This is a genomic window from Rhodococcus sp. KRD175 (assembly GCF_017168275.1).
GTDB lineage: Bacteria > Actinomycetota > Actinomycetes > Mycobacteriales > Mycobacteriaceae > Rhodococcoides > Rhodococcoides fascians.
Genome location: NZ_JABFAQ010000020.1, coordinates 15479 through 30561 on the forward strand (window position 1 = coordinate 15479; position 15083 = coordinate 30561).

12 protein-coding genes are annotated in these 15083 nt (G+C 64.8%); 5 read left to right on the top strand and 7 right to left on the bottom strand.

What is annotated here, in order from left to right; translation table 11 throughout:
* Positions 1 to 711 carry a CPBP family intramembrane glutamic endopeptidase gene (locus tag J1M81_RS23560; RefSeq protein WP_032383950.1) on the bottom strand — a complete coding sequence of 237 codons (711 nt, stop codon included), beginning with the start codon at positions 709 to 711 and terminating at the stop codon, positions 1 to 3.
* Positions 711 to 1895: an NAD(P)H-binding protein gene (locus J1M81_RS23565; protein WP_027496452.1), complete on the bottom strand. Its 1185-nt coding sequence runs from the start codon at positions 1893 to 1895 to the stop codon at positions 711 to 713. The genes J1M81_RS23560 and J1M81_RS23565 overlap by 1 nt, the downstream gene beginning before the upstream one ends.
* A 54-nt stretch (positions 1896 to 1949) precedes the next feature.
* On the opposite strand from J1M81_RS23565, the gene J1M81_RS23570 reads away from it, so the two are divergent.
* Entirely contained in the window at positions 1950 to 2555 is a 606-nt protein-coding gene (locus J1M81_RS23570; RefSeq protein ID WP_032383951.1) for a hypothetical protein, read from the top strand.
* Between the two features lie 3 nt (positions 2556 to 2558).
* Here J1M81_RS23570 and J1M81_RS23575 read toward each other — a convergent pair whose 3' ends face one another.
* Both J1M81_RS23575 and J1M81_RS23580 read right to left on the bottom strand, forming a co-directional pair.
* Positions 2559 to 3677 carry an acyl-CoA dehydrogenase family protein gene (locus J1M81_RS23575; RefSeq protein WP_206498955.1) on the bottom strand — a complete coding sequence of 373 codons (1119 nt, stop codon included), beginning with the start codon at positions 3675 to 3677 and terminating at the stop codon, positions 2559 to 2561.
* Positions 3674 to 4006, bottom strand: a complete 333-nt coding sequence (locus J1M81_RS23580) for a hypothetical protein (protein ID WP_206498956.1) — start codon at positions 4004 to 4006, stop codon at positions 3674 to 3676. The genes J1M81_RS23575 and J1M81_RS23580 overlap by 4 nt, the downstream gene beginning before the upstream one ends.
* Before the next feature lie 48 nt (positions 4007 to 4054).
* Between J1M81_RS23580 and J1M81_RS23585 the strand changes: the two genes are divergently transcribed.
* Together J1M81_RS23585 and J1M81_RS23590 are read left to right on the top strand one after the other, a co-directional pair.
* Complete coding sequence (locus J1M81_RS23585; protein ID WP_027496449.1) at positions 4055 to 5284, top strand: aminotransferase class I/II-fold pyridoxal phosphate-dependent enzyme; 1230 nt, start codon at positions 4055 to 4057, stop codon at positions 5282 to 5284.
* Positions 5281 to 6846, top strand: coding sequence for an NAD-dependent epimerase/dehydratase family protein (locus J1M81_RS23590; RefSeq protein ID WP_206498957.1), 1566 nt, complete (start codon positions 5281 to 5283; stop codon positions 6844 to 6846). The genes J1M81_RS23585 and J1M81_RS23590 overlap by 4 nt, the downstream gene beginning before the upstream one ends.
* On the opposite strand, the gene J1M81_RS23595 is transcribed toward J1M81_RS23590, so the two are convergent.
* Entirely contained in the window at positions 6830 to 7357 is a 528-nt protein-coding gene (locus tag J1M81_RS23595) for a DUF1992 domain-containing protein (RefSeq protein WP_094642961.1), read from the bottom strand. The genes J1M81_RS23590 and J1M81_RS23595 overlap by 17 nt on opposite strands.
* Positions 7358 to 7457: 100 nt before the next feature.
* The gene (locus J1M81_RS23600; protein ID WP_027496446.1) at positions 7458 to 7709 is read right to left on the bottom strand and encodes a hypothetical protein; all 252 of its coding nucleotides are present in this window, start codon (positions 7707 to 7709) and stop codon (positions 7458 to 7460) included.
* Positions 7710 to 7804: 95 nt separating this feature from the next.
* Here J1M81_RS23600 and J1M81_RS23605 point away from each other — a divergent pair, with 95 nt between their 5' ends.
* Positions 7805 to 12346 carry an ATP-dependent helicase gene (locus tag J1M81_RS23605; protein ID WP_206498958.1) on the top strand — a complete coding sequence of 1514 codons (4542 nt, stop codon included), beginning with the start codon at positions 7805 to 7807 and terminating at the stop codon, positions 12344 to 12346.
* A gap of 51 nt (positions 12347 to 12397) precedes the next feature.
* Positions 12398 to 13171: a DNA-formamidopyrimidine glycosylase family protein gene (locus J1M81_RS23610; protein WP_027496444.1), complete on the top strand. Its 774-nt coding sequence runs from the start codon at positions 12398 to 12400 to the stop codon at positions 13169 to 13171.
* A 163-nt stretch (positions 13172 to 13334) separates the two neighbouring features.
* Here the strand turns inward: J1M81_RS23610 and J1M81_RS23615 are convergent, their stop codons facing one another.
* Positions 13335 to 15065 (bottom strand): glycerol-3-phosphate dehydrogenase/oxidase, encoded by a 1731-nt coding sequence (locus J1M81_RS23615; protein ID WP_027496443.1) that lies wholly within the window; start codon positions 15063 to 15065, stop codon positions 13335 to 13337.
* Between the last annotated feature and the right edge of the window lie 18 nt (positions 15066 to 15083).

Below are 15083 nucleotides of genomic sequence, written 5' to 3' on the forward strand. Positions count from 1 at the left end.
TCACACGAACAGCGGGGGCAGGGCCAGAACCATGACCGCCGACCAGCTGACATGCGTCAGGATCGGTGCCAGAATTCCGCCCGATGCCCGACGTTGCAGCCCCATCACGTAACCGAGCAGCACGGCGGCGAAGCCGAGCATCGGGTTGCCGGACGCGAGGGTGGCGATGGTGTAGACGACTGTCGAGATGATCACCGGATGTTTGACTCCGATGGCTGAGTACAAGGCTCCTCGGAAGAAGATCTCCTCGGCGACACCGTTGAGCAACGCGATGAACACGATCAGTACCAGCGACCCCACTCGGGCGTGTGCGAGCACGTTCTCGGTGAAATCGGCGAGCGGCGGAATCTGACGGACGACGAGGCCGCCGAGCATGAACACGCCACCGACGGCGAGACCGATGAGGATGGGGGTGACGATCGGCCGCCGGATGGACCCGCCCACCTTGATCCGTCCGAGGTGCAGCGGCCCCGACAGACATCCACCGATGATCCACACTGCGGCCAACACGAGCGTCAATGCGTAGAACGACGGGTCACCCGGTTCCACCTTGAGCGAGAAATACAGCACCGTCGCCCCGATCACCAGTGTGATCAGCACGATGATGCGCCGTTTCCTGAACGCCGCGTCGGACTCCCGATGGTCTCGCTCGACAGGATCGACCAGAGCGGACTTCATCACGTTCAGCGCGGTCGTCGACCACGTTGCCATCATGCCTCCTCGGTATCGGTCAGTCGGCGCACGACCGACTTCGCGCGTCGGTTCACACTCGCAGCCACATCGAGGTTGGTACGCACTGCTGCTGCCACGGGCTTCGATGCCAGCAGTCGACGGCCGCCCAGAGCCTCGACCAGACCCCAGGTGCGGTCCGAGGACGCTGCCACGCCGTGCCGCCGGACGCCGAGCGCATCTCCGCCGCTCCATGCTGCGTCGGTGTTCGCCAGTCGCAGCGGGTCCTTCAGTGCACAGACCCCGGGCGGCTCGCCCACGGTTCCTCGCACGCTACGGGCCATGGCGTCTGCGATGGTGGTCAGACCACGGGGCGGATCGGGGACGAGATCCCGAATCCGGCTCTCCGACGTGGTCATCGTGTTGTGCAGTGAACCGACCAGATCCTCGGCGAGCCCGGCGGGCACAGGAATGATCTTTCCGATCACCTTGCCGGCGAGTGACGTCGGAACGAGCGGTACCGGTATCCCGATGCGCTGCAGCCCGGCGGCTTCGACGTAGGCGAACACCAGGTCGCGGTACGGGACCACGTCCGGGCCGCCGATGTCGTAGGAACCTGCTGGGACGGTGTCGGTATCGGCCGACGCCACCAGGTAGTGCAGTACGTCGTCGACTGCTATCGGTTGAACGGGCTCGGCGAGCCAGCTCGGCAACGGCAGCACAGGCAGGCGGTCCGCCAGATAGCGGAGCATCTCGTACGACGTGGAGCCGGCACCCATGACGATCGCCGCTCGCAACCACACCAGGTCGATGCCGTCCACCGTCAGCGCCTCACCGACGTCGGCGCGACTGGCCAGGTGCTCCGACAGGTGGGCGTCGTCGGGGACGAAGCCGCCCAGGTACACGATTCGACGCACTCCCGCTCGCGCGGCGGCCGCGGCGAACTGCTCGGCGGACGTCCGGTCCTGGGCACGGTAGTCGGCTTCGCCGATCGCATGGACGAGGTAGTAGGCGACATCGATGTCGCCCGACTCTGCGAAGGCCGCGGCACAGGATTGTTCGTCCGTGACGTCGAGCGACACCGCGGTCACGGAATCGTAGAAGTCGAAAGTGCGCAGGTTCTTCGGAGTCCGAGACCCGACGACGACGTCCGTGTCGTCTGCCAACAGGGCCGCCACCAGCCGAGATCCGATGTACCCGCTGGCACCGGTCACGAGGACTCTCATGCGTCGAGGCTAACGGCAGTCGGGGCGTTGCGTCGGTATGGCATTGTCGCTCCTATGGCTCTCGTGTTGGCAGGTGTGGTCCTCCCCGACCCTCTCGGTACCGAAACGGTGCTTCGGCGAGGAGCCGCAGTGGCGCGGGCCGGTGTGAGCTGGATGTTCACCACGGCCGATTTCGCGCTTACCCTGCCCGGCAGAATCGAAGCACTGCTGAGCCGTATAGAGACATTGATGACACGAATCGACCATGTGATCGATTCGGCCGATGCCGTGGTTGCTCATGTACAACGGACGACCGGTGCCGCGGACACCGTGGTCGCGTCGGCATCGGCCGCCTCGCATACGGCGTTGGAGCTGATCGAGATGTTCGATCCCATCGCCAAGAAGTCCGAGCCGATGGCGCGACGCTTCGTCGACAACCTGTCCGACGCCGAGGTCGACGCAGCGATCGCCATGGTCGATCAGCTTCCCGGACTCCTCGACCACATGGAAGCTCTACTCCCCATCCTCGCGACCCTCGATACGGTCTCCCCCGAGATCCACGAGCTTCTCGGAGTGACGAAGGACGTCAGGCGCGCCGTCATCGGCATCCCCGGATTCAAGTTCTTCCGCAACCGGGGCGAGGACAAGTTGAACGACGAGATGGAAGACGAACAGCGCTAGTCGCTATTTGACGAACGCGAAATCTTCACCTGCGTGGAAACGGGCCAGGGTCTCCGAAATGGACCGCCGTGATGGCGGATGAAATGCGAACGCGTGCAATGCTGCTGCGACGTAAGCGATTTTGGGTGACTTGATGAAGCCGATCCCGCCCACTGATTCGATGGCGGCCGAACTGCTGCGCACCAGTGCGTCACGAATCGCGATGCGGTTGAACAGCAACTTCACCGAGATGTCCTGTCCGCGTTCACCTTCGTCGAAGGCACGGGCCACGTTCTCGATTGCCGCCATGGACACCTCGAGTTCGGCCGCCGCTCGAACGTAGCCTTCGTAGTCACCCTTGTCCTGCTCGATCATCCGCTCGAGCAGAGAGGTCGCGGCGCCGATGTAGTTGGCGGAGATCAGCATCCCGAACCAGAGGTAGCCGGTCATCTCGTGCACGCCATCGGGATCGTCGTCCTTGTTGGGTAGGACGAGGCTTGCCGGTACTTCGACGTCTTCGAGTAACACTTCCTCGCTCTGCGCGCCGGCCAGAATGTCGGTGGTCCAGAACGGCTTCACACTCATACCCGGAAGGCCGGCCGGAATCAGCGCGACGGCGCGGTCACCAGAGTCGATCTCGACGCTGCAGGTCAGCAAGTCCATCGAACGTGCCAGACTGCACGGCTTCTTGCTTCCGTTGACGATGTAGTTGTCGCCCTTCTTCACGGCGGTCATCGTCGGAATGAACACACTCCCGCCGGTGACGCCCTCGGAGAACCCGGAAGCGACGATCGCCTTCTGGTCGACCAATCCCTTGATCAATGCTCGGTCGTCGTCGGTGGCACCACGAGCGAATTCGGTCAGGGACGCGAGTGAGAGATGGTGCATCGTGGTTCCCGCGCCCAGAGAGGGTGAGCGAGACCCGATGGCCCTTTGCGCCCGAACCGCGTCGATGGCCGGAGCACCGAGACCACCCAGTTCGCCCGGGACCACCAAGCCGGTACCGCCGAATTCCCGAAACTTGTCGATCGCGTCCGAATCGCGGGACTCCAGTCGGTCCAGTGGGGTTGTGTCCAGATAGTGCAACAAACCCGGCATGTACTTCTCGAGCGTTTTTCTTTCGCGCACCATTAATCCAGTCACTGTTCATCTCCTTGTGTCACTAATCGATTGTGTGCCACTGATTGATTGCGGCGTCGTTCAATTTGTACCATCAGTCGACCTGGACAAATCAGTCGAATATCGGCATGGACAGCGGGAGAGCAGGTGAATTCGCGCTGGACCCCGACAATACCCCGCCACCTGCGGCGATAAACTAAAGGTCTCGTAAAGTTTATCCCTCGAAAGAAACCGAAGTTATTTTTCGGTGCGTATTTACCAACCGATTTCCGTCGCAAGAGCATCTTTTGAAACGCTGAATATTCTTCTGCCGAATACCAATCGCCCGCGCCGCCCGCTCCGAATGAACTCATGAATTCGCGACAATCCACAATCGACTCTGTGAGGAGTTCTGGTACACGATGGTTGTCAACAGATTGATGAAACGACTCGGCGGAGACGAGCGCGTGGATTTGCTGCGCGCTGTTCGAGACGCCGATGTGGTCCCGTACTTCCGCAAGATGGAATCGGCCGTTGCCCCGGTCGTTCGCGTCGAGGGCCGGGACAAGATCATGCTCGGATCCAACAATTACCTCGGCATTGCCGACCATCCCAAGGTTGTCGAGGGTGCCCAGCACGCGCTCGACACATTCGGCAGCGCAGTCACCGGAAGTCGTTTGCTCAACGGCACTCTGGACCTCCACCTCGAACTCGAGCACGAGATCGCCCAGTGGCACGGAACGGACGACGCACTCGTCTTCACCACGGGCTACCAGACGAACCTCGGAACGATCAGTGCGATCGTCGGCCCCGGTGACACGGTGATCGTCGATTCGGCTGCCCACGCATCGATCCGCGACGGCAGCACTCTCTCGGGCGCGTCGGTGGTCAAGTTCAAGCACAACGACATGGCCGATCTCGAAGCCAAACTCCAGCAACCCGTCGTCGACGACGGAGCCGTGCTGGTCATCGTCGACGGTCTGTACTCCATGGAGGGCGACCTGGCACCGCTCGACGTCGTCTCCGAGCTGTGTATCCGCTATCACGCAGCGCTGATGGTCGACGAAGCCCACAGCCTCGGCGTCTACGGGCCCGAACTCACCGGAGCGGCAGAGCTGTTCGGCATCACCAAGGACGTCGACGTCACGATGGCGTCGCTCTCGAAGAGCCCCAGTTCCACCGGCGGGTTCGTGACCGGCTCGAGCGACTTGATCGACACCCTCCGGGTCAAGGCCCGCGCCTTCCTGTTCACGACCTCCGGTGTGCCTGCTGCGGTGGGTGCCGCATTGGCTTCCGTCCGCCTGATCCGAAGCGACGAGGGCAAGGATCGGGCTCGGCGCGTACTCGACAACGCCGAGATCCTGCGCGGCGGACTACAATCGGCCGGCCTCGACGTGGCAGGCCGCTCGTCCACACCCCACGGCGATACGGCCGCCCCCATCGTCTCACTCCACATCGGCGACGACCTCGTGGCCATGAGTCTGTGGAAGAACCTCTACGACCGTGGCATCTTCACCAGCGCTGCCTTGCATCCCGCCGTGCCGAAATCCGGTGCCATACTTCGCCTGTGCGTGATGGCAACGCACACCGAAGAACACCTGTCGACCGCCACGGAACAGATCATCGAGGCCGTAGCGGAGCTGCCCTCATGAGTGAGCGCCACCGCGGCGTGCGTATCGCGGTCACCGGAGCCACCAGTGACTTCGCGGCCGCGATTCTCCCGAGGCTGTTCGAGGATCCCGAGGTGGACGCGGTCGTCGGGATAGCCCGTCGCCCAGCCCGAATCACGCACCCGAAGTTCACCTCGCTCCGCTCGGACATTCGCTCTCCCGACCTCGAGGAGACGCTCGCCGAGTGCGACGTCGTGCTGCACTTGGCGTTCGTGGTCGAGGAGCTCAAAGACAAGACCGAGACCCACGACATCAACCTGCGCGGGTCACGCAACGTCATCGATTCGGCATATCGAGCAGGCGTGGGGAGAGTGGTGATCGCGTCCAGCATCAACGCGTACGGTGCCGACATAGCTCCGGAGCCGCTCACCGAGAACAGTTATCCCGCAGGCGATCCCAATCGCTATTACTTCTACGACAAAGCCGAGGTGGAACATTACGCGGAGTGGTGGCTGCGTAGGCACCCCGGTGAGATGACCATCTCCATGTTGCGGTGCACGTACATCGTCGGGCCCGACTTCGCCAACGACGGGATCGACCAGTTCACCGGGCCGATCGGCGCGTTCCCGGAAGCGGATCGGGCCTCGTACCAATTCTTGTTCCAGGACGACATGGCCGACGCCTTCCACCGCGCGGCCAAGACCGACCTCGTCGGTCCGTACAACCTGGGTCCGGTGGACTGGGTCGGCGTGCGCGAACTCGCTGCGATGCAGGGCCAGTTGATGTTCGACGTTCCACAGAAAGCGGCGACGCGTATCGCGAACATCGCCTTCGCCCTCGGCCTCACGCCGTTCTCCGGGCAGTGGGTCACGCCCGGAGAGCCCATCGTCGATTCGACCGCGCTCGGTGCCGCCACCGGTTGGTCACCCACCCTCACCTCCCACGAGGCTGCCGCCGTGATGATTCTGCTGCAGGGCAAGTCGCTGCTGAGGAGTCAGGACGCCCTCGAACGCGACCTCGCCTGCGAGGCAGCGTTGCGGCCGGCCTCCGACGCGGTCGCGCTCGCCCGCGCAGACGTCGCCGGCCTCGATGTCGTGCACCGGCAGCTCGACATCGCCGGCGGGCGAGTACACATCGAAGTACACCGATCGGCGACGGCCACCGACCAGTCGGTGGTGCTGGTTGCCGATACCGGTCTGCATGCCCGCTACCTGACACCCGTGGCCGCCGAGATCGCACGGGCAGGCGTCGACGTGGTGGTACTGGATCTCCCCGGCCACGGCCTGAGCACCGGGCTGCGCGGTCGATCATCGGCCACCCAGACCGTGGACGCTGTCGACGCCGCACTGCGCTTCGCTCGCACGCACCTCGACACCGCCCCCATTGCGCTGCGCAGCGGAGTCCGGCACGCGACCGACACCCTGGTCGGCGGCGTGCGTCGGCGCGCAACCGGGTGGACGACACTCGAGGAACCGAAGTGCCCCGACGGGCTGTTGCCTTCTCGAGTTCGCGTCGACGGCACAGCTGCGCTTCCGTTCGTGTCCACTGCGGCGGACGCTCTGGCCTACTGCGCCAGGACGATCGGACTCAGCGCCACCAGCTGAGCCTGCTGCGAACGCGCGCGAACCACGATGCACCGTCGTGGTCCGCCGCCGAGGGCCGGCCCGACGTCACAGCCGACTCCGCGTCGTGCTGTCTTTCCAGGCGGTCGACCTCGGCTCGATTGGTACGCCACCGGGACACCCACGTCTCGACATCCACGGGGCCGAGCGGCACGATCGGCGGGGTAGGAAAGCGAATCCAGTCGACGATGCGAGCGTTGAGCTCGTCCAACACGTCTCGTACGGACTCCTCGCGCCGGAGACCGATCAACGTCGAGGGCAGCCGCTCGATCTCTTTGCGCAACGCCAACGCCGTGGGCAAGAGCGCATCGACCGGCAGGTTCTCTCGCCTCAGATAGCCGCGAACCCACCACAGTTCGTCGTCGGAATCGCCCATCGGGATGGGTTTACCGGTGCCGTCGAGTCCTTCGAATGCGCCGGCGTCCTGCGCCTCGCGGATCTGTTTGTCGACCCAGGACTCGAACGTGACTCCTGGCTTCTTGCGTTCGGTCACTCCATCGACTGTAGAACCGGCCGCGCGCGTTCGCCAGGTGCGCCCGAGACGAGTGAGCCCCGACCCCTGCAGGGGTCGGGGCTCACTCGAATGCGTCGGCTCAGCCGTATTCGGCGACCAAGCGGTCGAACTCGTCACGGTCGATCACTTGAGGCTCGTTGATGGCCAGCGCTTGGGCGTACTTGCTCGCCAAGTGGTAATCCCGGCCGAGTGGACCGTGCTCGGCGTCGTCCTCGTCCGATTGGATGCTTGCACCCGGCGGCACCTCGTTCTGCAGGCCGTTCGTCTTGCTGCCGAGCAGTGCGTCGAGTTTCGCGGAAATCTTCTGCATGATCTCTTGGTCGTCGGTCATGGCCACCGGGTACCCGAATCGGGCGAAACGACACCGCAGCGCACGAGCTTCGCGCTCCGGGGTTACCTGTCGGTGCCTCGGGGCATGATGGTGGGATGGCCACGCACAGTATCGGCACCGACATCATGGAGAAGCTGTCGCGGCCGACTCGCGAGTGGTTCAACGGCGCATTTCCGGCCCCCACGTCGGCGCAACTCGGTGCGTGGTCGTCCATTTCCAGCGGATCGCACACCCTGGTGGTCGCGCCGACCGGCTCGGGCAAAACACTGTCGGCATTCCTGTGGGCCCTCGACGAGCTGGCCCAGCTGGGTGCGGACAGCACCCGCAAGACCAAGGTGCTCTACATATCGCCGCTCAAGGCTCTGGCAGTGGACGTCGAGCGCAACCTGCGAGCTCCGTTGGTCGGCATCACCCAGACGGCCAAGCGTCTCGGTCTGAACCCGCCGGAGATCTCCGTCGGAGTCCGCTCGGGCGACACCAGCGCTGCCGATCGCCGGACCATGATCAAGACTCCGCCGGACATTCTGATCACCACTCCCGAGTCTCTGTTCCTCATGCTCACCTCTGCGGCGCGGGACATCCTGGCCGAGGTCGATACGGTGATCGTCGACGAGGTGCACGCCGTCGCAGGCACGAAGCGTGGCGCGCACCTCGGGGTGTCCCTCGAGCGGCTCGACGCGATGCTGGACAAGCCCGCGCAACGCATCGGCCTGTCCGCGACGGTGCGCCCCCACGAGGAAGTGGGCCGATTCCTCGCCGGTGCCGCTCCCATCGAGATCGTCGCCCCACCCGCTCCGAAGACTTTCGACCTGACGGTTCAGGTGCCCGTGGAGGACATGACCGAACTCGGCGTCACCGACCCGAATGCGGACACCTCCGCCGCTCCCCCGGCTCAGGGATCGATCTGGCCGCACGTCGAGGAGAAGATGGTCGATCTCATCCTCGAGCACAAATCGTGCATCGTCTTCGCCAACTCGCGCCGGCTCGCGGAACGACTCACCGCGCGGCTCAACGAGGTGTACGCCGAACGTATCGGCGGCGGAGTCGATACCGAGCACAAACCACCATCTCAGGTGGGCACCGCATCCGACGTCAACCACGGCGCCGATCCTCTGCTGGCACGGGCCCACCACGGCAGTGTCAGCAAGGATCAGCGCGCGCTGATCGAAGACGATCTGAAGACCGGTCGTCTGCGCTGCGTTGTGGCCACCAGCAGCCTGGAGCTCGGAATCGACATGGGCGCAGTCGATCTGGTAGTCCAGGTCGAGGCACCGCCGTCGGTGGCCAGTGGCCTGCAGCGCGTCGGTCGCGCCGGCCACCAGGTGGGCGAGATCTCCAAGGGCGTGCTGTTCCCCAAGCACCGCACCGATCTCATCCATTGCGCGGTCACCGTCGAACGCATGACGTCGGGCAAGATCGAGGCCCTCTTCGTCCCGGCCAATCCCCTCGACGTCCTCGCCCAGCAAACCGTCGCAGCGTGCGCACTCGAACCCATCGACGCCGAGGACTGGTTCGAATCAGTCCGTCGCACCGGCAGTTTCGCCACTCTGCCCAGATCTGCCTACGAGTCGACACTCGACCTGCTCTCGGGCCGTTACCCGTCGGACGAGTTCGCCGAACTACGGCCACGGCTCGTGTGGGACCGCGACGCCAACACCCTCACCGGCCGTCCCGGGTCGCAGCGACTGGCCGTCACGTCCGGCGGTACCATCCCCGACCGCGGCCTGTTCACCGTCTACATGGTGGGCGAAAAGCAGTCTCGGGTAGGCGAACTCGACGAGGAGATGGTCTACGAATCGCGAGTGGGCGACGTGTTCGCACTCGGTGCCACCAGCTGGCGCATCGAAGAGATCACGCACGACCGGGTGTTGGTCAGTCCCGCATACGGCCAACCGGGCAGGCTGCCGTTCTGGCACGGCGACGGCCTCGGTCGACCGGCCGAATTGGGCCGGGCCCTGGGCGAGTTTCTGCGGAGCACCACCGACCGCAGCAACCTGGCCGAGCGGCTGAGCGCGGACGGTCTCGACGCCAACGCTGTCAACAACCTGATCGCTTTGCTCGACGAACAGTTGGAGGCCACCGGCCAACTGCCCACCGACAAGACGATGATCGTCGAGCGCTTTCGCGACGAACTCGGCGACTGGCGATTGGTGCTGCACTCCACCTACGGTCAGCAGGTACACGCGCCGTGGGCCCTCGCGGTCGGCGCGAGGCTGATCGAGCGATACGGCATCGACGCCGCCCCCACGGCATCCGACGACGGCATCATCGTCCGGCTTCCCGATACCGACGACCAGCCGCCGGGCGCGGAACTGTTCGTGTTCGAGCGCGACGAGATCGCCGACATCGTCACCGAGCAGGTCGGTGGATCGGCATTGTTCGCGTCGAGATTTCGCGAATGTGCCGCTCGCGCACTGCTTCTGCCCCGCCGCAACCCCGGCAAGCGGGCACCACTGTGGCAACAACGGCAGCGTTCGGCACAGCTGCTCGACGTCGCTCGTAAATACCCCACGTTCCCAATCCTGCTCGAAACCGTGCGCGAGTGCCTGCAGGACGTCTACGACCTCCCCGCCCTCGAAGACATCCTGGCCCGCATCGGCCGACGCCAGATCAGGATCGTCGACGTCGAGACGCCGTCACCGTCACCGTTCGCGAATTCGTTGCTGTTCAACTACGTCGGCGCTTTCATGTATGAGGGCGACAGCCCGCTCGCCGAACGCCGGGCCGCCGCACTGTCTCTCGATTCGGCGCTGCTGGCCGAGTTGCTCGGACGCGTCGAGCTGCGAGAGTTGCTGGACGACAGCGTCATCACCACCACCGAGCTCGAGTTGCAGCGACTGCCCGAGGACAGACACGCCAAGGACATCGAGGGTGTTGCGGATCTGCTGCGGCTGCTCGGTCCGCTGACCGCCACGGAAGTCGGACAGCGCACCAACGGCGACGAATATCCGCAGTGGCTCGCCGAGTTGGCCGATGCAAAGCGGGCAATGGAAGTTTCGTTCGCCGGCCAGAACTGGTGGACGGCCATCGAGGACGCGGCTCGCTTGCGCGATGCACTCGGTGTTCCGCTACCGATCGGCACTCCCGCCGCGTTCATCGAGCCCGTCGACGACCCACTCGTCGACCTGATCAGCCGGTACGCCCGAACCCACGGACCGTTCACCCTCGACGACGCAGCAGCGCGGTTCGGCGTCGGTACCGCCGTGGTGCGTGACGTCCTGCGCCGACTGGCCGTCGACAAGCGCGTCGTCGAAGGCGAATTTCGTCCCGGTGCCACGGGCAGCGAATGGTGCGACGCGGAGGTTCTTCGGCGATTGCGGCGGCGATCTCTGGCGGCGGCACGGCAGGAAGTCGAACCCGTGTCCACCGCCACGCTCGGCCGCTTCCTGCCGGCGTGGCAGCACGTGGACAGTCGTCGGTTGAGCGGGATCGACGGTGTGGCAACGGTCATCGAACAGCTTGCGGGCGTGCCCGTTCCGGCGTCGGCGTGGGAATCTCTCGTGCTCGCCTCCCGGGTGAGCGACTACAGCCCCGCCATGCTCGACGAGTTGACCTCGACCGGCGAGGTGTTGTGGGCGGGGCACGGTGCAATCTCGTCCAAAGACGGTTGGGTGAGCCTGCACATTGCCGATACCGCGCCGCTGACTCTGGTGCCCGCCGCCGAATCCGACCTGTCCGAGTTGCAGATTCGCATTCAGGACGCAGTCGCCGGCGGCGGTGCGTACTTCTTCCGCCAGCTCTCCGACACCGTCGGCAGCACCGACGACACGGCTCTGCAGGCTGCGCTCTGGGAGTTGGTGTGGGCCGGACTACTGAGCAACGACACGTTCGCGCCACTGCGGGCTCTGTTGAACTCGACGGCCACCCGCTCCGCCCCGAGTCATCGAGCACCGCGTCGAACCCCGCGCCTGCGTTCCTACCGTCAGTTCGAGCGGCCGTCCCTGCCCACCCGCACCGGCCCCCCGACGGCCGGCGGCCGATGGTCGCGATTGCCCGAACTCGAACCGGACCTCACCGTCCGGGCTCATGCCACCGCAGATGTACTTCTCGAACGCTATGGCGTGGTGACCCGCGGTTCGGTCATGAACGAAGGTGTCCCCGGCGGATTCGCCACGATGTACAAGGTGCTGACGGGGTTCGAGGATTCGGGTCGCTGCCGCCGCGGCTATTTCGTCGATTCGCTGGGCGGCGCTCAGTTCTCCACCTCCGACGTCGTCGACCGTTTGCGCAGCTACGACGAACCGAAGAAGAACGCCACCGCCGTCGTACTCGCGTCCTGCGATCCGGCCAACCCGTACGGCGGAGCACTGCCCTGGCCGAAGGCCGGCGGCGAAGACACCGACGACACGACGAAGCACCGGCCGGGTCGCAAGGCGGGAGCGCTGGTCGTACTTGTTCGTGGGGAGTTGACGATGTTCGTCGAACGTGGCGGGAAGTCGGTGCTGACCTTCGGCGACAACACCGAGGACATCGCTTCTGCAGCAACGGCATTGGCGACCACGGTCAAGCGCGGCGGGGTGGACAAGTTACTGGTCGAACGGATCAACGGTCACGACATCCACGGCACGGACTTCTCCAAGACGTTGACCGCGGCCGGTTTCTCGGCGACTCCCCGCGGACTACGCCTGCGGCGCTGAGGCACCGCACCACTGACGAAGAAGAGAACCGAAGAACGAGAGAGGACGTAGATGCCCGAGGGCGATACCGTCTGGCGCGCCGCCAACACTCTGCGGGCAGCGCTCGAGGGCCAGCAGCTCACTGCCTGCGACATTCGTGTACCCCGTTACGCCACAGTCGACTTCACCGGCGAAACGGTCGAGTCTGTCGCGTCGAGGGGCAAACACCTGCTGATCAGAGTGGGCGGCTACTCGATCCACTCGCACCTGAAGATGGAAGGCACCTGGCACGTTTACGCACTGGGGGCTCGCTGGCGTCGTCCGGCCTTCCAAGCGCGGATCATTCTGAACACCGAGAAGGCGCAGGCCATCGGATTCGAGCTGGGCGTGCTGGAGATCCTCGAGAACGAGGACGACGCTGTCGGCTATCTCGGACCGGATCTACTCGGACCCGACTGGGACCCAGGTGTCGCCCTGACCAATCTGGAGTCGGACCCCGGCCGACCGATCGGCCTGGCCCTGCTCGATCAGCGCAACATAGCCGGACTCGGCAATGTCTACCGCAACGAGATCTGCTTCCTTCGCGGAGTCGATCCCCGCACGCCGGTCGAGGACTCCGGAGACCTGAAGAAGATGATCGACCTGTCCTTCCGCACCATCACCGCCAACAAGAATCGCAATCAGCGCGTCACCACCGGGGATCGTCGCGCGGGCCGTCACTTCTGGGTGTACGGCCGTGAGAACAAGCCGTGCAGGCGGTGCGGTACCACCATCGAGTTCGGACTGATCGGCGACAACCCACTCGAAGAACGGCAGATCTACTACTGCCCGCACTGCCAGAGATGACCGGCCTTCACAGAGCTTCGTCAGGTGAGACCAAGCCTGCTCACAGCTTCGCCGATCACCATGGATCGTATGTTGACACTTGCGATACTCACCCTGCTGGTCATGGCTGTCTCCGGCGCGACGGCTGCTCGCGCACCGCGGACGCTGGTTCGGGTTCCGTGACTCAGAGGGTCCGGACGGGTTCGAGAATCTCCTGACGCGCTTCGGGGGCGACGACGCGCAGAGCGTCGGCAGATTCGTCGTCCGGCTGACGCTGCGACGCGATCTCGGCCTCGACCCGAGCCCGGTACGTGTCGACCTCACGGTCGACCGTGGCCTCGTCCCAACCCAGGATCGGGGCAATGAGTGCTGCGACCTGACCCGCGCAGTTCATCCCACGATGCGAGTACTCGATGGAAATCCGGGTGCGCCGCGACAGCACGTCCTCGAGGTGCAGTGCGCCCTCGGCCGCAGCGGCATAGACCACCTCGACCTGCAGATAAGCGGGCGCGTCGGTCAACGGTTGCAGCAGTTCGGGTTTGCCGTCCGCCATGGCCAGCACCTCGTCGATCAGCGAGCCGTATCGGTCCAGCAGATGAGTCACTCGGTGCGGATGCAGCCCGTGTACTTCGCCCAGGTGCGGGGCCTGATTGACCAGCGCGAAGTAACCGTCCGCGCCGACGAGCGGCACCTTCTCGGTGATCGACGACGCCACCCGCGCCGGGATGTCCTCGGCCGCGAGATCCACTGCGTCCTCGGCCATCACCCGGTAGGTCGTGTACTTGCCACCTGCGATGGCAATGAGTCCCGGTGCCACCCGCGCCACCGCGTGCTCACGGGACAGCTTGGACGTCTCGTCGCTCTCACCCGCCAGTAGCGGCCGCAATCCCGCGTAGACGCCGTCGATGTCGTCGTGCGTGAGCGGCGTGACGAGCACCCCGTTGACTTCGCCGAGAATGTAGTCGATATCGGCTTTGGTCGCGGCGGGGTGCGCGAGATCGAGGTTCCAGTCGGTATCGGTGGTGCCGATGATCCAGTGCGCGCCCCACGGAATGATGAACAGCACGGACTTCTCGGTGCGCAGAATGATCGCGGCTTCGCTGACGATCCGATCGCGCGGCACCACGATGTGCACACCCTTCGAGGCCCGTACTCGGAAGCGACCACGCATGTTCGACAGCGACTGAATTTCGTCTGTCCACACGCCCGTGGCGTTGATCACCACGTGCGCACGCACCTCGGTGGTGGCCCCGGTCTCCGAATCTCGTACTCGCACACCGGAAACACGGTCGGCTTCACGGAGGAACCCCACGACCTGAGTGGACGTACGCACCACTGCGCCGTAGTGGGCTGCCGTTCTGGCGACGGTCATCGTGTGCCGCGCGTCGTCGACGACGGTGTCGTAGTACCGAATTCCGCCGATCAGCGATTTCCGTTTGAGGCCGGGCGACATCCGCAGGGCACCCGAACGGGTCAGATGCTTCTGTTGCGGAACCGATTTGGCACCGCCCATCCGGTCGTACAGAAAGATACCCGCCGCGATGTACGGGCGCTCCCACCCCCGATGGGTGAGGGGGAACAGGAATTTCAGCGGTTTGACCAGATGCGGCGCGAGTGTGGAGAGCGAGAGTTCACGTTCGTGCAGCGCCTCACGGACGAGTCCGAACTCGAGTTGTTCGAGGTAGCGAAGGCCACCGTGGAACATCTTGGACGAGCGAGAGGACGTGCCCGACGCGTAGTCACGCGCCTCCACGAGCGCCACCTTCAGGCCTCGTGTTGCCGCGTCGAGCGCGGCACCCGAACCCACGACGCCACCGCCGACGACCACGACGTCGAATTGTTCGCGTCCGAGCTGGTCCCACGCCTCCACCCGTTGGGTGGGTCCGAGGAACTTCGTGTTCGATCGGTTGCTCACTGGTCGCTCCCTGTCCTC

Excerpts from the sequence above, each read along its gene's own strand:
- J1M81_RS23600 (WP_027496446.1), bottom strand. The coding sequence starts at position 7,709 with ATGACCGACGACCAAGAGATCATGCAGAAGATTTCCGCGAAACTCGAC.
- J1M81_RS23605 (WP_206498958.1), top strand. The coding sequence starts at position 7,805 with ATGGCCACGCACAGTATCGGCACCGACATCATGGAGAAGCTGTCGCGG.
- J1M81_RS23560 (WP_032383950.1), bottom strand. The coding sequence starts at position 711 with ATGGCAACGTGGTCGACGACCGCGCTGAACGTGATGAAGTCCGCTCTG.
- J1M81_RS23610 (WP_027496444.1), top strand. The coding sequence starts at position 12,398 with ATGCCCGAGGGCGATACCGTCTGGCGCGCCGCCAACACTCTGCGGGCA.
- J1M81_RS23580 (WP_206498956.1), bottom strand. The coding sequence starts at position 4,006 with ATGAGTTCATTCGGAGCGGGCGGCGCGGGCGATTGGTATTCGGCAGAA.
- J1M81_RS23565 (WP_027496452.1), bottom strand. The coding sequence starts at position 1,895 with ATGAGAGTCCTCGTGACCGGTGCCAGCGGGTACATCGGATCTCGGCTG.
- J1M81_RS23585 (WP_027496449.1), top strand. The coding sequence starts at position 4,055 with ATGGTTGTCAACAGATTGATGAAACGACTCGGCGGAGACGAGCGCGTG.
- J1M81_RS23570 (WP_032383951.1), top strand. The coding sequence starts at position 1,950 with ATGGCTCTCGTGTTGGCAGGTGTGGTCCTCCCCGACCCTCTCGGTACC.
- J1M81_RS23590 (WP_206498957.1), top strand. The coding sequence starts at position 5,281 with ATGAGTGAGCGCCACCGCGGCGTGCGTATCGCGGTCACCGGAGCCACC.